The organism is Paracoccus sp. (in: a-proteobacteria), from assembly GCF_030604785.1.
GTDB lineage: Bacteria > Pseudomonadota > Alphaproteobacteria > Rhodobacterales > Rhodobacteraceae > Paracoccus.
This window is the reverse complement of record NZ_JAUVVF010000007.1, coordinates 26,432-43,215: the sequence shown is the minus strand read 5'-3', so window position 1 is coordinate 43,215 and position 16,784 is coordinate 26,432. Positions and strand designations below refer to the sequence as shown.

General features: G+C 70.3%; 16 protein-coding genes. 7 read left to right on the top strand and 9 right to left on the bottom strand.

Translation table 11 applies throughout. The annotated features are described in order from the left end of the window. Positions 1–119: 119 nt before the first annotated feature. The 5 genes from QAR72_RS04075 to QAR72_RS04055 all read left to right on the top strand — a co-directional run bounded on the left by QAR72_RS04075 (position 120) and on the right by QAR72_RS04055 (position 4,305). A complete protein-coding gene (locus tag QAR72_RS04075) occupies positions 120–572 on the top strand; it encodes a GAF domain-containing protein (RefSeq protein ID WP_304616090.1) in 453 nt (150 codons plus the stop codon). 13 nt (positions 573–585) lie between these two features. After that, on the top strand, positions 586–1,212 hold the full coding sequence (locus QAR72_RS04070; RefSeq protein ID WP_304616089.1) for a LysE family translocator: 627 nt from the start codon (positions 586–588) through the stop codon (positions 1,210–1,212). Beyond that, a complete protein-coding gene (locus QAR72_RS04065; protein WP_304616088.1) occupies positions 1,209–1,859 on the top strand; it encodes a pseudouridine synthase in 651 nt (216 codons plus the stop codon). The genes QAR72_RS04070 and QAR72_RS04065 overlap by 4 nt, the downstream gene beginning before the upstream one ends. A 65-nt stretch (positions 1,860–1,924) precedes the next feature. Beyond that, the gene (locus QAR72_RS04060) at positions 1,925–2,974 is read left to right on the top strand and encodes a saccharopine dehydrogenase (protein ID WP_304616087.1); all 1,050 of its coding nucleotides are present in this window, start codon (positions 1,925–1,927) and stop codon (positions 2,972–2,974) included. Between the two features lie 104 nt (positions 2,975–3,078). Next, positions 3,079–4,305 (top strand): PQQ-dependent sugar dehydrogenase, encoded by a 1,227-nt coding sequence (locus QAR72_RS04055; protein WP_304616086.1) that lies wholly within the window; start codon positions 3,079–3,081, stop codon positions 4,303–4,305. Between the two features lie 54 nt (positions 4,306–4,359). Here the strand turns inward: QAR72_RS04055 and QAR72_RS04050 are convergent, their stop codons facing one another. The 9 genes from QAR72_RS04050 to QAR72_RS04010 all read right to left on the bottom strand — a co-directional run bounded on the left by QAR72_RS04050 (position 4,360) and on the right by QAR72_RS04010 (position 15,096). Then, entirely contained in the window at positions 4,360–4,731 is a 372-nt protein-coding gene (locus tag QAR72_RS04050) for a DUF3775 domain-containing protein (protein ID WP_219829862.1), read from the bottom strand. Between the two features lie 45 nt (positions 4,732–4,776). After that, on the bottom strand, positions 4,777–6,606 hold the full coding sequence (mutL, locus tag QAR72_RS04045; protein ID WP_304616085.1) for a DNA mismatch repair endonuclease MutL: 1,830 nt from the start codon (positions 6,604–6,606) through the stop codon (positions 4,777–4,779). 120 nt (positions 6,607–6,726) lie between these two features. After that, positions 6,727–8,055, bottom strand: a complete 1,329-nt coding sequence (locus tag QAR72_RS04040; protein ID WP_304616084.1) for a M16 family metallopeptidase — start codon at positions 8,053–8,055, stop codon at positions 6,727–6,729. Beyond that, entirely contained in the window at positions 8,052–9,506 is a 1,455-nt protein-coding gene (locus QAR72_RS04035; protein ID WP_442953545.1) for a M16 family metallopeptidase, read from the bottom strand. The genes QAR72_RS04040 and QAR72_RS04035 overlap by 4 nt, the downstream gene beginning before the upstream one ends. A 184-nt stretch (positions 9,507–9,690) precedes the next feature. Next, positions 9,691–10,908 (bottom strand): cytochrome P450, encoded by a 1,218-nt coding sequence (locus QAR72_RS04030; RefSeq protein ID WP_304616083.1) that lies wholly within the window; start codon positions 10,906–10,908, stop codon positions 9,691–9,693. A gap of 4 nt (positions 10,909–10,912) precedes the next feature. Beyond that, entirely contained in the window at positions 10,913–11,434 is a 522-nt protein-coding gene (locus QAR72_RS04025) for a DUF3035 domain-containing protein (protein ID WP_304616082.1), read from the bottom strand. 30 nt (positions 11,435–11,464) lie between these two features. Then, positions 11,465–12,172: a signal peptidase II gene (gene lspA, locus QAR72_RS04020; protein ID WP_304616081.1), complete on the bottom strand. Its 708-nt coding sequence runs from the start codon at positions 12,170–12,172 to the stop codon at positions 11,465–11,467. Beyond that, positions 12,172–13,758, bottom strand: coding sequence for a bifunctional phosphoribosylaminoimidazolecarboxamide formyltransferase/IMP cyclohydrolase (gene purH / locus QAR72_RS04015; protein WP_304616080.1), 1,587 nt, complete (start codon positions 13,756–13,758; stop codon positions 12,172–12,174). The genes lspA and purH overlap by 1 nt, the downstream gene beginning before the upstream one ends. An 87-nt stretch (positions 13,759–13,845) precedes the next feature. After that, positions 13,846–15,096 carry an RsmB/NOP family class I SAM-dependent RNA methyltransferase gene (locus QAR72_RS04010; RefSeq protein ID WP_304616135.1) on the bottom strand — a complete coding sequence of 417 codons (1,251 nt, stop codon included), beginning with the start codon at positions 15,094–15,096 and terminating at the stop codon, positions 13,846–13,848. Between the two features lie 91 nt (positions 15,097–15,187). On the opposite strand from QAR72_RS04010, the gene QAR72_RS04005 reads away from it, so the two are divergent. Beyond that, the gene (locus QAR72_RS04005; RefSeq protein WP_304616079.1) at positions 15,188–15,400 is read left to right on the top strand and encodes a DUF1674 domain-containing protein; all 213 of its coding nucleotides are present in this window, start codon (positions 15,188–15,190) and stop codon (positions 15,398–15,400) included. Between the two features lie 2 nt (positions 15,401–15,402). Then, complete coding sequence (locus QAR72_RS04000; protein ID WP_304616078.1) at positions 15,403–16,734, top strand: amidase; 1,332 nt, start codon at positions 15,403–15,405, stop codon at positions 16,732–16,734. Positions 16,735–16,784 lie beyond the last annotated feature (50 nt).

Below are 16,784 nucleotides of genomic sequence, written 5' to 3'. Positions count from 1 at the left end.
CAGAGCGGGTCAAGGGGGGCGCTGCCCCCCGTCCCCGTGCGGGGACTCCCCCCGGGATATTTTCACCAAGGCAAAGGGGCGGGCTTTCCTGTTTCCGCGGCCGGGCGTATTCAGGGGGAATGAGCGATTATGACGAGATCCGCGCCCGCATCCGGGCGCTTTGCGAGGGCGAGACCGACGAGGTCGCGCTGATGGCCACCGTGGCCTGCGAGCTGCATCATTCGGACGAGCGGTTCGACTGGACCGGCTTTTACCGGGTGGTGGCGCCGGAGCTGCTGAAGATCGGGCCCTATCAGGGCGGGCATGGCTGTCTGGTGATCCCGTTCTCGCGCGGGGTCTGCGGGGCCTGCGCGCGCAGCGGCGAGGTCCAGCTGGTCGATGATGTCGATGCCTTTCCCGGCCATATCGCCTGTTCCTCGAGCACGCGGTCCGAGATCGTCCTGCCGGTCTTCGGCGCGGGCGGGCGGCTGATCGGCGTGCTGGACATCGACAGCGACCGGCCCGCCGCCTTTGACGCAGGCGACGCCGAGGCGCTGGCAGGCATTCTGGCCGACGTGTTCGGCCATCTCTGATGCAGGAGTCCCGATGATCTGGGAAACGATCGCCGCCATCCCCTCGGCCCAGCTGCTGGCCTTCGTGCTGGGCGGGCTGGTCCTGAATTTCGCGCCGGGCCAAGACGTGTTCTTCGCCAGCGCCTGCGGCATCCAGGGCGGGCCGCGCGCCGGGGCCTGGGCCGGGTTCGGGGTGGGTCTGGGCGTGCTGATGCATGTGACGCTGGCCACGGTGGGTCTGGGCGCGCTGGTCGCCGCCCATCCCGAGGCGCTGCGGGCGATCAAGTATCTGGGGGCCGCCTATCTGCTGTGGCTGGCCTGGAAGAGCTGGAATGCGGGCGAGGTCGATCCCGCCGCGCGGGGCAGTGTGCGCGTCTGGTCGATCATCCGGCGCGGCTTCCTGTCGAACGCGCTGAACCCCAAGCCCGTCCTCTTCATGCTGGCCTTCCTGCCGCAATTCACCAATCCCGCCTGGGGGCCGATCTGGCAGCAGATCCTTGGCCTGGGGTTGATCTTCGCCTTTACCGGCACGCTGGTCACGATGGGCTACGGCATCGTCGGCGGGCTGGCAGGGCAGGTCATCGGCAAGCGGCTGGGTCTGGTCAACCGCATCGCGGCGGTGATGTTCGCGGGGCTGGCGCTGCGCCTCGTGGCGCGATGAGCGATTTCGTCTATGCGCCCCCCGAAGGCGGGATCACAGTCCTTCATGCCGATCACGAGATCCTGGTCGTGGACAAGCCATCGGGGCTGTTGTCGGTGCCGGGGCGCGGCGAGGACCGGGCCGATTGTCTGATCGCGCGACTGCGCGGGGCCTTTCCGACCGTGCTTCTGGTGCATCGGCTGGATCTGGACACGTCGGGGGTGATGGTCTTCGGGCTGACCCCGCATGCGCAGCGCCATCTGGGGCGCCAGTTCGAGACGCGGCAGGTCCGCAAGGTCTATGTCGCGCGGCTGGCCGGGCGGCTTGAGCCGAAGACCGGGCGCGTGGATCTGCCGCTGATCGTGGACTGGCCGAACCGCCCGCGCCAGAAGGTCGATCATGCCGAGGGCCGTCCCGCCCAGACCGACTGGCGGGTGATCCGGGCCGATGATGCCGAGACGCGCGTGCGGCTGATTCCCGTCACCGGCCGCAGCCATCAGCTGCGCGTCCACATGGCCGAGACCGGGCATCCGATCCTGGGCGATCCGCTTTACGCCTCGGGCGCGGCGGCGGATCATCCCCGGCTGATGCTGCATGCCGAAAGCCTGCGCCTGCGCCATCCCGACAGCGGCGAGGTGCTGGGCTTTTCCAGCCCCGCGCCCTTCTGACGGGCCGGGTTGCCGCCTGTCCCCGGCTGACCTACAGATTGACCGGCAGCCAAAAGGGGGACGCTATGACGCATCTGTGGGTCAGGGCCGAGAGCCGGCCGAACGAGGATCGCGTGGGCATCACGCCCGACGGCGTGCGCCGCCTGATCGTGCAGGGCTTCGCCGTCACGGTCGAGGACAGCCCGCGCCGCGTCATCGCCACGGATGCCTATGCCGCCGCCGGTGCGACCATCGCCCCCGAGGGAAGCTGGCGCGATGCCCCCGCCGAGGCGATCGTCTTCGGCCTGAAGGAGCTGCCCGAGGACGGCACGCCGCTGCGTCACCGCCACATCATGTTCGGCCATGCCTACAAGGGCCAGCCCGCAGGGCAGGTGCTGCTGCGGCGCTTTGCCGAAGGGGGCGGGACGCTGCTGGATCTGGAATACCTGACCGACGAGGCCGGGCGCAGGCTGGCGGCCTTCGGCTACTGGGCGGGCTATGCGGGGGCGGCGGTGTCCCTGTCGGCCTGGGTCGCGCAGCAGGCGGGCGGGATCTGCCCGCCGGTGCGGGCATGGCCCCGCCGCGACGCGCTGCTGGCCGATCTGCGGGCGCGGATGGATGCGACGGGGCGGCCCCGGCCGCGCGCCATCGTCATCGGTGCCAAGGGCCGGGTGGGCGGCGGCGCCTGCGATCTGCTGACGGCGATGGGCGTGACCGTCACCCGGTGGGACATGGCCGAGACCGCGCATGGCGGCCCGTTCCCCGAGGTGCTGATGCACGACATCTTCATCAACGCGATCCTCGCCCAGCCGGGCGCCCCGGTCTTCGTGCCGCGATCCGCCATCACCGCGCCGCGCGCGCTGGCGGTGATCGGAGATGTGGCCTGCGACCCGACCAGCGAATTCTCTCCGATCAAGGTCTATGACCGGACGACCGATTGGGACGCACCCGTGCTGCGCGTCGCCGACAGCCCGGTTCTGGATGTCATGGCCATCGACAACCTGCCCTCGATGCTGCCGCTGGAAAGCTCGGAGGATTATGCGGCGCAGCTGCTGCCCGTGTTGGAGGAGCTGGACGCCTTCACCGCCCCCTGGGCGCGGGCCGAGGCCCTGTTCGAACAGCACCGGCCCCGCTGACGCGCGGTTCCCGCCCCTGACGCCTTCGTGAACCGTTTCGCGGAACGCATTCCGTGCAGGGGATGTTCGGTCCCCGACACAGCCAGACGGAATGGAGGACCACGATGACGACGAATGCGCGCCCCAAGGCTCCGAGCCTGACGATCAGCACGCTGGCACTTGCCGCAGGGACCGGGCTTCTGGCCGGGGCGGCCTTCGCCCAGGATTTCAACGACGCTCCGCCGCATGGCGCGGAATTCGGCCAGACCCCGGCCTTCGAGGGCCAGACCCGCGCCCCGGTGATCGAGGACGACCTGACCCTGGCGCAGGAGGTGATCGCCGACGGGCTGGAACATCCCTGGGGTCTGGTCGAGATGCCCGACGGCAACTGGCTTGTGACCGAACGTCCGGGCCGGATGCGCGTCATCACCCCGGACGGAGAGGTCTCGGACCCGATCGAGGGGCTGCCCGAGGTCGATGCCCGCGATCAGGGCGGTCTGCATGATGTCGCCATCGCCCCTGATTTCGAGCAGACCCGCCGCGTCTGGTGGACCTATGCCGAGCCGCTGGAGGACGGCGAGAACACCACCGCCATCGCCACCGGCATCCTGAACGAGGACGCCACCGCGCTGGAAGAGGTCGAACGCATCTGGCAGCAGGTGCCCGCCTGGGAATCGACCAAGCATTTCGGCGCCCGCATCCTCTTTGACGACGAGGGGCATCTGATCGTGGGTCTGGGCGAGCGGTCCGACCCCGAGCCGCGCGAATATGCGCAGGACCCGCAATCGACGCTTGGCAAGGTGATCCGCATCAACGGCGAGGATGGCAGCCCCGCCGGCGCCGGGATCGAGGGCGCGCTGCCCGAGATCTGGTCGATGGGCCACCGCAACATCCAGGGCGGCGCCATCGATCCGCAAGGCAACATCTGGTTCAACGAACACGGCCCGCGCGGCGGGGACGAGCTGAACCTGATCCAGCCGGGCGTGAATTACGGCTGGCCGGTCATCACCTATGGCGTCGAATATGCCGGCCCCGAGGTGAACGAGGGCCTGACCGCGCAGGAAGGCATGGAGCAGCCCGTCTATTACTGGGACCCCTCGCCCGCGATCAGCGGCATGGCCTTCTACGAGGGTGACATGTTCGCCGATTGGCAGGGCGACGCCCTGATCGGCGGCCTTCAGAGCGAGGACATCATCCGCCTGACGATCGAGGATGGCCGCGTCACCGGCGAGCAGCGTTATGCCGAAGGCATCGGCCGCGTGCGCGAGATCGAGGTCGCCAGCGATGGTGCGCTGATGGTCATCACCGACCACGAAAACGGCGCCCTGATCCGCCTGACGCCCGAGGGCTGATCGGGCTATGGCGACATGATCCGAACCCCGCCCCGTCCGGGCGGGGTTCTTGCGTCAGACGGGCTTCTGCAGCGCGTCCTCGACATCCTCGGGCGAGATGCCAAGCGCCTCGAGCCCGGCCTCCAGCAGATCGGCCAGACGCGGCTCTCCCATCAGGTAATCGGCGGTGGGGGTGGTCCGTTCGGCGCGGGCGGTGGCGATGGCCTCGGCCAGTTCCTCGGGCTCGAAGCTTTCGCGGCCGATCCACATGACCGCGACAAGGCTGGCCTGTTCGTCATCGTTCATCGAATCGATGAAATCGTGCAGTTCCGTGCGCGTGCCGTGCTGGCGACGGCTGCCCTGATGGGCCCAGGGATTGACCCCGCTGTCATAGTCGCGGGCGCGGATGATCACATGGGCGATCTTGTCGGTGGCGATTTGCAGCATGTCGCACCTCCCTTCGCGCCAGTGTCGCGCCGAGGGCGGCGCGGGTCAATCCTTGCGGCCGAAAAGGCGCTCGATATCCGACAGACCCAGCCGGACCCAGGTGGGGCGGCCGTGATTGCACTGACCCGACCGGGGGGTGCGCTCCATCTCGCGCAGCAGGGCGTTCATCTCGTCCGCGCTCATCCGGCGGCCCGACCGCACGGACCCGTGGCACGCCATCGAGGACAGGACCGCGTCGATCCGCGCCTGCAGCCGGTCGGACACGCCCTGATCGGCCAGATCGTCCAGGATGTCGCGGATCAGAGCCGTCCCGTCCAGACGGCCCAGCAGCGCGGGCATTTCGCGGATCGCGATGGCGCCGGGGCCGAAAGGCTCGATCACCAGCCCCAGCTCGGCCAGATCGGGGGCCAGCGACAGGATCAGGGTCGCGTCGGCCTCGGACAGGGTGACGATCTCGGGGATCAGCAGCGCCTGCGTCGTGATGCTGCGGCTGGCGGCCTGCGCCTTCAGCCGCTCATAGACCAGCCGTTCATGGGCGGCGTGCTGATCGACGATGATCATCCCGTCGGCCGTCTGGGCGATGATGTAATTCTCGTGGATCTGCGCGCGCGCCGCACCCAGGGGCGCATGCGCCGGGGCCTCGGTCACCGGCTCCAGCCGGGCCGAGGCGCTGGCCTCGGCAAAGCCCGACGCCAGCAGCGGCGCCTGCGCCTCTTGCGCAGCCCGGATCGCCGGGGCCGAGGGCGGCGGCGCCTGCCATGTCCGGGGGGTGTGGGTCGCGGGCGTCTCGGGGCGGAACGCATCCGCCACCGCCGTGCCCAACGTGGCCGAGGCGCGGTGCCCCGCCCCCGCCATCGCATGTCGCAGCGCGCTGACCACCAGCCCGCGCGCGGCCTGCGGGTCGCGGAACCGGACCTCGGCCTTGGCGGGGTGGACGTTCACATCGACCAGTTGCGGATCGCAGGTCAGATACAGCACCGCCGCCGGATGGCGCCCCGGCGCCAGCACATCCATGTAGCCCGCCCGTAAGGCCCCGGTCAGCATCTTGTCGCGGACCGGGCGCCCGTTCACATAGACATGCTGCGCCACCGCCGCCCCCCGCGAATAGGTCGGCAGCGCGGCAAAGCCGGTCAGCGTGACCTCATCCCGCGTCGCGTCCAGCGGCAGGGCGTTGTCGATGAAATCCGCGCCCATGATCCGCGTGAGCCGGGTGGTCAGCGCGCCGAACAGCTCGCCCTGTTCGGCATCGGCACGAAAGATCTCGCGCCCGTCGGCGGTCAGCGTGAAGCCGACAAAGGGTTCGGCCATGGCAAGGCGGCGCACGGTCTCGGCGACGGCCTGCGTCTCGGCGCGGTCCGAACGCAGGAACTTCAGCCGGGCGGGCGTGGCAAAGAACAGGTCGCGCAATTCGACAACAGTGCCGGGATTGCCCGCCGCAGGACGCACCGGCGCGACGCGCCCACCGGTGATGGCGATCTGGGCGGCATCCGCCCCCCGCGCGCGCGAGGTGATGACCAGCCGCCCCACCGCGCCAAGCGAGGGCAGCGCCTCGCCGCGGAAGCCGAAGCTGTTGATCGCCAGCAGGTCGCTGCCGTCGATCTTGCTGGTCGCATGGCGCGACAGGGCCAGCGGCAGGTCGTCCGCCGTCATGCCGCAACCGTCATCGACCACGCGGATCAGGCGGCGCCCGCCTTCCTCGATAGCGATGTCGATGCGGCTTGCACCCGCATCCAGCGCATTCTCGACCAGCTCCTTGACCGCCGAGGCCGGACGCTCGACCACCTCGCCCGCTGCGATGCGGTTGGCCGTGGCCTCGTCCAGCTGCCGGATGACGGGTCGGTCATCGGGCCGGATATTGGGGGCGTGCGTGTTCATGCCCCCATATCTAGCATCTCGCCCGCTTGCCTGCCAGAGATTCGCCCCGACCAGCCGCGCGACCGCGCCGCGGTCGGCCGGCGTGCCGGCCGCGGCGCCACCGCCGGCCCGCAGGGCCGGCTATTCCGCCGCCAGCGGCAGGTCGTCGTCGGCCTCGATCCCCTCGGGCCGCCCGACCAGCACGAAGCGCAGCCGGTCAGGGTCCAGCAATTCGCCCGCCACGCGGCGCACATCCTCGGCGGTCACGGCCTCGACGCGGTCGTTGCGGGTCTCGATGTAATCGACCGGCAGCCCGATCAGCTGCATGCCCGCCAGGATTGAGGCGATCCGCCCGTTCCCGTCGAAGCGCAGCGCGTATTCGCCCGTCAGATAGGTCTTGGCATTGGCCAGTTCGTCCTCGGACACGCCCTCGGCCATGCGCGCCCATTCGGCGCGGATCAGCTCGACCGCCTCGGCCACGGTGGCATTGGCGCTGGCCATGCCGCCGCGCCAGGTCTGGCCGTAAAGCCCGGTCGACAGCCCGGTGCCGACCCCATAGGTCAGACCGCGCTTTTCGCGGATCTCCTCCATTAGGCGGGAACTGAACCCGCCGCCGCCCAGGATGTGGTTGGCCAGAAAGGCCGCGAAGTAATCGGGATCGTCGATGGCGATGCCCGGCCCGGCGAAGCTGACCACCGTCTGAGGGCTGTCCCAGTCGATGACGGTCACGCCGCTGGTCAGCGCAGGCTCGACCGGGTCGGGCAGGGGGGCGGTGGCCTGCTCGGGCAGGCCCGCCAGAACCTTGTCGATCAACAGGCCCAGCTCCTCGGCCGAGATGTCGCCCGCCGCGCCGACCACCACCCGGTCGCGCGCCAGAACCCGGTTCTTGGCCGCCACCAGATCCGGGCGGGTCAGCGCCTCGACGCTGGCCGCCGTGCCATTGGCCGAACTGCCGTAAGGATGCTCGCCCCAGGCCTGCCGCGCCAGCTCCTGCGCCGCAAGGGCGTTGGGGTTGTTGGCCTCGGACCGGATCACCGCCAGCACCTGCGCGCGGACGCGCTCGATCGCGGCATCGTCGAAGCGCGGCTGGCTCAGCGCCTCGGCCAGAAGCGAGGCGGCCTCGTCGCGCGTCTCGGTCAGGCTGCGCAGGCTGACATTCACCGTGTCGTCGCCCGCCGAAAAGGACAGGCGCGCGCCCAGATCCTCGACCGCCTGGGCAAAGGCCGTGGCGTCGCGGGGGCCAGCGCCCTCTTCCAGAAGCGCCGTCATCAGGTTGACCGCGCCCCGCTTGCCGGCCGCATCCATGCTGGCCCCGCCGCGGAACTGGAACTCGACCGCGACGAAGGGGATGCTGTCATCCTGCACCAGCCATGCGCCGATCCCCTTGGGCGACGTGACCTCCTGGATCTCGATCGCCTGGACGGGCAGGGCGAAGGCCGCGAACAGCGAGAAAAGGGCGGCGCGGATCATCCTTGCACCTCGGATTCGGCGGTTGCGGGGGTCTCGGGGGCCGGGGCAGGCGCGGGCAGCGTCGCGGGCGCCTCGGCGGCAAGGCTGTCGGGATCGGGCGCATCGGGCAGCAGCCAGCCGGTCACGCGGCCCGGATTGTCCAGAACCAGCCGTGCGGCCTGCATCACCTCGTCTTCGGTCACCTCGCTCAGGATGCGTGGCCAGTCCAGCACGTCCTCGACGCTCAGGCCCGTCGACAGGCCCTGCCCGAAATCATAGGCGCGGGCATGGGCGGAATCGCGGCCATAGACCTCGGAGGCCCTGATCCGCGTCCGCACCCGTTCCAGATCGGCCGGGTCGAGGCCTTCCTCGAGGAACCGCGCCAGGGCGGCATCCAGCGCCGCCTCGGCCTCGGCCGGGGACACCCCGTCGGCAGGCACCAGCGACAGCGCGAAGTCGGTCTGGTCCAGCGACAGCCCGTCGTAACGCGCGCCCGCGAACAGCGCCTTGCCCGGCAGCACCAGTTCGCGGCCCAGGACCGAGGTCTGCGAGGATCCGCCCAGCAACTCGGCCAGCACTGTCAGCGCGGCAGCCTGCCGCTGGTCGCCCGCCTCGCGCGCGGGCGCCAGGATGCGCCGCGTCATCTGCGGCTGCGGGACGCGGGGGTCGGACATTTCCAGGCGCCTGTCGGCCCGTTTGGGCGGCTCTTGCGGGCGCTGGCGGGGGGCGATGTCGCCGCGCGCGGGGATGGGGCCGTAATGTTCCTCGGCCAGTGCCCGCACTTCGTCGGCCGAGACGTCGCCCGCCACGATCAGGATCGCCGCGTCGGGCGCGTAATGCGCGTCATACCAGGCATTCGCGTCGTCCAGCGTCAGCGCCTCGATCTCGTCGCGCCAGCCGATGATGGGGCGGCCGTAGGGGTGGTTGTCGTAGAGAACCGCGTTCAGTTCCTCGGCGAACAGGGCGCGTGGATCGCTGTCGATGCGCTGCGCGCGTTCCTCCAGCACGACCTGGCGTTCGGCCAGCCAGTCGTCGTCCGAGATGTTGAGGTTCGCCATCCGGTCGGCCTCCATCGCCATCACCATCGGCAGGCGGTCGCTGGCGATGCGCTGGAAATAGGCCGTGAAATCCCACGAGGTAAAGGCGTTGTCGCTGCCGCCATTGGCCGTCACGATGCGCGAGAACTCGCCCGGCCCAAGCGTGTCCGTGCCCTTGAACATCAGATGTTCCAGGTAATGCGCGATGCCGGACTTGCCCGGTTCCTCGTCTGCGGCGCCGATCCGGTACCACACCATCTGCACGACGACCGGGGCGCGGCGATCCTCGATCACCACGGTTTCCAGCCCATTGGGCAGGGTGAAATGGGTGACGCCATCGGCCAGATCGGCTAGGGCGGTGCCTGCGGACAGGATCAGCCCCCCCATTAGCGGCAGGGCGGCGGTGACGGGCGCTTTCAGGGCGGGGCAGGGCATCGGGGAACCAACCTCCTCTTTCCGGTTGGAAATCTGGACCTGTCGCGATCCGGGCGCAACCCGGACTCAAGCGAATGTGTCGGCGGATCGGCCCTTTGGGCGCGCGGGGCGAAGCCCGCGAAAGTCCGGCCCCTCGATGGGGTCGGGCTTTCGCCGCTGCCCGACCGTCGGGCGCGGATCGGCTTCAGGCGATCAGGGTCAGCGGCAGCCTGCGCGGGCCATGCGCCTGCAGGCCGGTCTTCCACAGGACCGGGCCTGCGGGCTCCATCGCCCGCGTCCGCGACAGAAGGGCCGAGAACAGCACCTCCATGTTCAGCCGCGCCAGATTGTTGCCCAGACAGACATGCGCGCCCGCGCCGAATGCCAGATGCACGTTTGGCCGGCGCCGGATATCCAGCCGGTCGGGATCGGCAAAGGCCTTCGGGTCGCGGTTCGCGCTGGCGTAAAGCAGGCCGAACTTCGTCCCCCTGGGCCAGTCCTGCCCGCAGATCGTCAGATCCTCGGACGCGTAGCGGTGGAAAAAGGGCAGGGGCGCGGAATGGCGGAACATCTCCTGCACGGCCTGCGGCATCAGCGCCGGCTCGGCGCGCAGGGCCGCCATCTGGTCGGGATGGCCGATCAGCGCGTTCAGCCCCGACCCGATCACGTCGATGGTCGATCCGTGCCCCGCATGCAGGATCTGCATGATCGTGGCGATCAGCTCGTCATGGGTCAGCAGGCCCTCGGCCTCGGCGCCGATCATGGCGCTCATCAGATCGTCGCGCGGCGCGGCACGGCGGGCGGCGTAAAGATCCTCCAGCAACTCGGCGAAGAGACGCGTGGCGTCCTCGGCGCGTGCCTTCTTGGCGGCGCTGCGGTCGATGTCGAAATAGCTGACGACATCCTCGGACCAGGCGGTCATCTGCGGGGCAAGCGCCGGGTCGGTGCCGATCAGATGGCCGATCACCTGCCCTGGCAGATGCGCGGCCAGCGTCTCGATGAAATCCACCGGCCCCGCGCCGATCAGCGGCGCCAGCTCGCGGGCGACCCAGTCGGTCACGAAGCCGCGCAGGCTCTCCAGCCTTGTCTTGGTGAAGAAGGGAAAGACCGCGCGGCGCAGGCGGTCATGGTCGGGGCCGTCCACCTCCAGCATCGAGGTCTGGACGTAGCGTTCATGGAACGGCATGTCGTGGAAATTTCCCGCGACCTGAAGGCGGCGCACCTCGTCCGGGGGCAGGAAGGCCGCCGCCGAGCGGACCATCCGCCGGTCCAGCGCGATGGCGCGGACATCTTCCATCCGGCTGGCCAGATGCCCGTCAAAGGCCGCCCAACAGGGCAGGCCGGGCATGGCGCGCAGGCGGGCATAGGCGGGCCAAGGATCGGCGCCGAAATCCGGCGCTGCGGGATCGAGGACCTGATCCATCGGATCAGCGCGTCTGCGGCCGAGGCGAGGTCGGCGTGACGGCGCCCGCGCGCTGCCAGCGCAGCAATTCCGCCCGCTGGTCCAGCGCCATGGGCGCATAGGCGCGCTGATAGACGGTGGTGTTGAACAGGACCTCAAGCGGGCGGCGGGCATTGCGCTCGCGCCAGCGCAGGTCGGCCGCCGCCAGCGTCGCCCGGATCGAGGGGTCGGTGCCCAGGCGCGAGGCATGCGCGACCAGCGCCTGGTCCGCCGCGCCGATGCCCTGATCGGCCAGCCTTCCCGGATTGCCGCCAAGCGCCGCCACGGCGTCGCCCTGGGGGTTCGGGTCGGTCAGGTTCGCGCCGCCCGGCGTGGGCGTCGGCAGCACGGCCAGATCGGCGGGCATCGACAGGGGCCGCGTCGGCAGGATGGCGAATTCGTCGGGCGAGGTCTGCCCCGCACGGATGTTCATCAGCCTGCCATCGCCCGAGCAGCCCGCAAGCGCCGTCGCGGCCGCCACTCCGATCATCAGCGCATATGCCCGCATGTCCTGCCCCTCTGGTCCTTTGCGCCCGTTCTAGCCGGATTTTCCGGTCCCGTCACGGCCCTCGTCACGGGCCTCCTTACGAGACCCCTCACCGGCATCGGCATCCGGCGCTGCGATGGTCTCGGGCACGGTCGCCCTGGGCGTTGCCGGTTTCGCGCGCGGCTTGCGGGGCTTCTTCGGCGGCTCGGGCTGCGGCTGCGGGATCAGGACCAGCCCGATGGCGCCCGCAAAGATCGAGATGTCGGCCACGTTGAAGCTGTAGGGGTTCTGCCAGTTCGGCAGCGACATGTTCAGGAAATCGGCCACCGCGCCATAAAGGATGCGGTCGATCACGTTGCCGAGCGCGCCGCCGATCAGCAGCCCCGCCGAGATCCGCGCCAGCCGCCCCGAGGCGCTGCGGCGTACCCAGAACCAGACCCAGAGGCAGATCACCAAGGCGATGCCGATCAGCACCCACCGCATCACGTCCTGATCCGAGGCGAAGAGCCCGAAATTGACGCCCTGATTCCATGCCATGCGCAGGTTCAGCCAAGGCGGAAAGACGTCGATGGCGCGCACGCGGTCCAGTTGCAGGACATGGACGACCCAGTATTTCAGCGCCTGATCCAGAACGAAGATCACCGCCGCGACCCAGGCGACCAGGCGCATATCGGCGCGCTGCGGCCCCTTGGGCGCGCGTTTGCGCGGGGTGGCGGGCTTGCGCGCGGGGGCGCGCAGGGGTTTCGCCGGCGCGGCCATCAGTGACGGAAATGCCGCTGGCCGGTCAGCACCATCGCCAGACCCAGCCGGTTCGCCGCCGCGATCACCTCGTCATCCCGCATCGAGCCGCCGGGCTGGATCACCGCCTTGGCACCCGCCGCCGCCAGCGCCTCGATGCCGTCGGCAAAGGGGAAGAACGCGTCGGAGGCCACCGCCGCGCCGTTGGTCAGCGGCTCGGGCAGGCCCAGAACCTCGGCCATATCCTCGGATTTGCGGCGCCCGATGCGCGTGCTGTCCACGCGGCTCATCTGGCCTGCGCCGATGCCGACGGTCGCGCGGTCCCTGGCATAGACGATGGCGTTCGACTTGACGTGCTTGGCGACGGTCCACGCGAACATCAGGTCGGCCAGTTCGGCCTCGGTCGGCTGACGCTCGGTCACGATCTTCAGGTCGGCGCGCGCCACATGGCCGTTGTCGCGCCCCTGCACCAAGAGCCCGCCCGCGACCTGCCGCCAGGCCAGCCCGCCGGCGCGCGGGTCGGGCAGCCCGCCCGTGGTCAGCAGGCGCAGGTTCTTCTTGACGGCGAAGATGCGGCGCGCGTCCTCGTCGGCGTCGGGCGCGATGACGACCTCGGTGAAGATCTTGACGATCTCTTCGGCCGTCGCGCCGTCCAGGGGCTGGTTCAGCGCGATGATCCCGCCGAAGGCCGAGGTGCGGTCGCAGTCGAAGGCGCGCTTGTATGCCTCAAGCGCGGTCGCGCCCTGGGCCACGCCGCAGGGATTGGCGTGCTTGATGATGGCGCAGGCGGGGCCGTTGGCCGGGTCGAACTCGGCCACCAGCTCGAAGGCGGCGTCCGTGTCGTTGATGTTGTTGTAGGACAGGTCCTTGCCCTGATGCTGCTGCGCCGTCGCCACGCCGGGGCGCGCGTCGCCCGTGACGTAGAAGGCCGCCTGCTGGTGCGGGTTCTCGCCGTAGCGCAGGCCCTGCGCCAGCGTGCCGGCGAAGGCGCGGCGGCGAGGCGTGGCCTCTCCGATGGCATCCGCCATCCACGAGGACACGGCGGCGTCATAGGCGGCGGTGCGGGCATAGGCGATCTGCGCCATCTTCTGGCGGAAGGGCAGGGTCGTGCCGCCGTTCGCGTCCAGCTCGGCCAGCACCGCGTCGTAATCCTGCACGTCCACGACCACGGTGACGAAGCCGTGGTTCTTGGCCGCCGCCCGGATCATCGCCGGGCCGCCGATGTCGATATTCTCGATGCAGTCGTCATAGGCGGCGCCTTTGGCGACGGTTTCCTCGAAGGGATAGAGGTTCACGACCAGCAGGTCGATCGCACCGATGCCGTGTTCCTCCATCGCGGCCACGTGGCCGGGATTGTCGCGCAGGGCCAGCAGGCCGCCATGCACCTTGGGGTGCAGGGTCTTGACGCGGCCGTCCATCATCTCGGGGAAGCCGGTGACATCGGCCACGTCGGTCACGGTCAGGCCCGCATCGCGCAGGGCCTTGGCGCTGCCGCCGGTGGACAGGATCTGGACGCCGCGCGCATCCAGCGCGCGGGCGAAATCGATCAGGCCGGTCTTGTCGGAAACGGAGATCAGCGCACGCTTGAGGGCGACGGGGTCGGTCATGAGGGCCTCGAGGATCTGGTTCGCAGCCCGATTAGCGAAAGCCTGCCCGAAGGTCCAGCGCCAGCGGGGCCTTCGCGCCCCGGCCTGTCAGCCCGGCTTTCGCAGAAGAGCCATGTAGAACCCGTCCATCCCGCCCCGGTCGGCCCAGAAATCGGGGCGCAGGCGCAGGCCGCCTTCCTCGGTGATCCAGGCGGGGTCGATGCCGGGCAGGGCGATATGGGGCAGGTCGGGGCGTTCAACCGTCAGGCCGGGATGGCGGGACAGCGCCTCGTCGATCTGCACCTCGCCCTCGTCCGGGATCAGCGAGCAGGTGGCAAAGACCAGCCGCCCGCCCGGGCGCAGCACGGCCAGCGCGTGATCCAGCATCGCGGCCTGCAATTCGATCAGCTCGGCGATGCCGTGGCCGTCGCGGATATGGGGCAGGTCGGGATGGCGGCGGATCGTGCCGGTGGCCGAACAGGGCGCGTCCAGCAGGATCGCGTCCGGCGGGGTGGCAGGCCGCCAGTCCAGCGCGTCGCCCGCGAGCAGATCGGCGGCAAGGCCGCAGCGGGACAGGTTCTCGGCCACGCGCTTCAGGCGCTGTTCGCTGATGTCCAGCGCGGTGACGCGGGCGCCCGCCGCGGCCAGTTGCAGCGTCTTGCCGCCCGGCGCGGCGCAGAGGTCCGCGATCGCCTCGCCCGGCTGCGGGTTCAGCAGGCGCACCGGCAGCACGGCGGCGGCGTCCTGCACCCACCACGCGCCCTCGGCAAAGCCGGGCAGGGCGGTGACCTGCGCGGGGCCGTGGATGCGCCAGGATCCGGTCGGCAGGGCCTCGGCGCCGGGCGGGGGTGTGGCGCCGGGCTTCAGCGTCAGGTCCAGGGGCGCGCCGCGCTGATGGGCCGCCTCGATGGCCAGCAGGGTTTCGGGGGGGTAGGCCTCGGACAGCGGCTCGCGCAGCCATTCGGGCAGGCGCTGCGGCGGCAGCTCGGCCCAGCCCTGATGCGCCGAGGCCTTGCGCAGCACCGCGTTCACCATCCCCGCCGCCGCCTGCCCGCGTTTGCCCAGGCCCCGCGTCAGATCGACAGCGGCGCCCACGACGCCATGGGCGGGCGCGCCCAGTTCCAGCATCTCGACCACGCCAAGGCGCAGCACGTCGGCGATCTGGGGCGCCGGATTGCGCGCGACCAGACCGGCGATGACGGCATCGGCCCGGCCCTGATGGCGCAGCGTCTCGGCGGCCAGCCGGGCGGCGCGGGCCTGTTCGGCCACCGGCAGCGCACGCAAGGCGCCCGACAGGTCAGAGAGCGAGCGCCCCTCGCGCACGCCCTGGATCAATCGCAATGCGCCCTTCCGCGCCATATCGCCGCCCGGCTTTGCCAAAACGCTTTCCTTCACCTAGATCTTCGTCAAGACTGGCCCAGACCCTTACGACCATTCCGAGGATCTTTCCATGAGCGATGACAGAACCGAGGTTCCGGCGCCCGATGCCAGCCCCGCCATGCGCGATCTTCCCCCCGCCGCCCAACGCGCCCTGGCCGAGGCCGAGGAACGCCGCAAGGCGCGCGCCGCCCAGATCCTGCCCAAGGAATATGGCGGCCGTGACGGTCCCGAACCCGTGCGCTACGGCGATTACGAAAAGAACGGCATCGCGGTGGATTTCTGAGCATGGACTGGCTGAAGGCCTCGGCCATGCAGCAGGGGCGCGCCATCATGGCGGGCCTGCTGGACCCCATCGACCAGACCGAGGCCTATCTGGCCGCCGCGAAGGACCATCCCGATTGCGCGCGCATCTATGCCCGGCTGACGCCCGCCCGCGCCCGGTCCGAGGCCGTCGCCGCGCATGACCGCGCCAAGCAGGAGCGCCGCCACAGCCTGCTGGACGGGGTGGCGATCAGCTGGAAGGACAATATCGACAGCGGCGGCACCCTGACCGAGGCCGGCTCGCGCCTGCTGGAGGGCCGCGTGCCGCGCAAGGATGCCATCGTGCTGGCGCGTCTGGCGCGGCGCGGCACGGTCTGTCTGGGCAAGACGCACCTGACGGAACTGGCCTTTTCGGGCCTTGGCCTGAACCCGATGACCGCGACGCCGCCCAATGCGCTGGACCCCGATTTGGCGCCGGGGGGCAGTTCGTCGGGGGCGGCGGTCTCGGTCGCGCTTGGGCTGGCGGCGGCGGCGATCGGGTCGGATACGGGCGGCTCGATCCGGGTGCCTGCGGCCTGGAACAGCCTGGTGGGGTTCAAGCCGACGCCCGGTGCGGTGCCGGAAAAGGGGGTCGTGCCGCTCTGCCGCAAGTTCGACGTGACCGGCCCCATCGCCCGCAGCGTCGAGGATTGCGCCGAGATCTTCGCGCTGATGACGGATCAGCCTGCGCCCGATCTGGCGGATGCCTCGATTGCCGGGCGCCGCCTGCTGGTGCTTGAGGGCGCGCCCTTCGAGGGGGCCGAGACCGCGCCCGTCACCGCCTTTGCCGATGCGCTGGACCGGCTGGGCCGGGCGGGCGCGCACATCACCCATGTCGCGACCGAATGGACTGACCGCGCGCTGGCCCTGTCGCCGGTGCTGTTCGCGCCCGAGGCCTATGGCATCTGGCGCGCCCAGATCGAGGATGCGCCGGAATTGATGTGGACCCCGGTGCTGGAGCGCTTCCGGGGCGGGGCCGATATCGGCGCGATGGATTACGTCGCCGGCTGGGAAAGCCTGACCCGCATCCGTCGCAAGTGGATCAAGGAGGTCGCGGGCGGATTCGATGCCGTCCTGATCCCGACCGTGCCGATCCTGCCGCCTCCGGTCGAGCGGCTGATGAACGATCAGGCCGAATTCGTGCGCGCCAACCTGCTGACGCTGCGCAATACGCGGATCGGCAACCTGCTGGGCCTGCCGGCGGTGACGCTGCCCACCGGGCACCCGGCCTGCGGGATTTCGCTGATGGGGCATGCGGGGCGGGACCGGCATCTGTTGCGCGTGGCCGCCGGGGCCGAGGCTGCGCTGGCGGTCTGAGGGCTGCCCGCCCTCTGCCCGCTCTTTGCTGGACGCAAGGCGGCGATCAC

What these genes read in the sequence shown, in the direction of transcription:
- QAR72_RS04075 (WP_304616090.1), top strand. Translation starts at nt 120, where the DNA reads ATGAGCGATTATGACGAGATCCGCGCCCGCATCCGGGCGCTTTGCGAG.
- QAR72_RS04070 (WP_304616089.1), top strand. Translation starts at nt 586, where the DNA reads ATGATCTGGGAAACGATCGCCGCCATCCCCTCGGCCCAGCTGCTGGCC.
- QAR72_RS04065 (WP_304616088.1), top strand. Translation starts at nt 1,209, where the DNA reads ATGAGCGATTTCGTCTATGCGCCCCCCGAAGGCGGGATCACAGTCCTT.
- QAR72_RS04060 (WP_304616087.1), top strand. Translation starts at nt 1,925, where the DNA reads ATGACGCATCTGTGGGTCAGGGCCGAGAGCCGGCCGAACGAGGATCGC.
- QAR72_RS04055 (WP_304616086.1), top strand. Translation starts at nt 3,079, where the DNA reads ATGACGACGAATGCGCGCCCCAAGGCTCCGAGCCTGACGATCAGCACG.
- QAR72_RS04050 (WP_219829862.1), bottom strand. Translation starts at nt 4,731, where the DNA reads ATGCTGCAAATCGCCACCGACAAGATCGCCCATGTGATCATCCGCGCC.
- mutL (WP_304616085.1), bottom strand. Translation starts at nt 6,606, where the DNA reads ATGAACACGCACGCCCCCAATATCCGGCCCGATGACCGACCCGTCATC.
- QAR72_RS04040 (WP_304616084.1), bottom strand. Translation starts at nt 8,055, where the DNA reads ATGATCCGCGCCGCCCTTTTCTCGCTGTTCGCGGCCTTCGCCCTGCCC.
- QAR72_RS04035 (WP_442953545.1), bottom strand. Translation starts at nt 9,506, where the DNA reads ATGCCCTGCCCCGCCCTGAAAGCGCCCGTCACCGCCGCCCTGCCGCTA.
- QAR72_RS04030 (WP_304616083.1), bottom strand. Translation starts at nt 10,908, where the DNA reads ATGGATCAGGTCCTCGATCCCGCAGCGCCGGATTTCGGCGCCGATCCT.
- QAR72_RS04025 (WP_304616082.1), bottom strand. Translation starts at nt 11,434, where the DNA reads ATGCGGGCATATGCGCTGATGATCGGAGTGGCGGCCGCGACGGCGCTT.
- lspA (WP_304616081.1), bottom strand. Translation starts at nt 12,172, where the DNA reads ATGGCCGCGCCGGCGAAACCCCTGCGCGCCCCCGCGCGCAAGCCCGCC.
- purH (WP_304616080.1), bottom strand. Translation starts at nt 13,758, where the DNA reads ATGACCGACCCCGTCGCCCTCAAGCGTGCGCTGATCTCCGTTTCCGAC.
- QAR72_RS04010 (WP_304616135.1), bottom strand. Translation starts at nt 15,096, where the DNA reads ATGGCGCGGAAGGGCGCATTGCGATTGATCCAGGGCGTGCGCGAGGGG.
- QAR72_RS04005 (WP_304616079.1), top strand. Translation starts at nt 15,188, where the DNA reads ATGAGCGATGACAGAACCGAGGTTCCGGCGCCCGATGCCAGCCCCGCC.
- QAR72_RS04000 (WP_304616078.1), top strand. Translation starts at nt 15,403, where the DNA reads ATGGACTGGCTGAAGGCCTCGGCCATGCAGCAGGGGCGCGCCATCATG.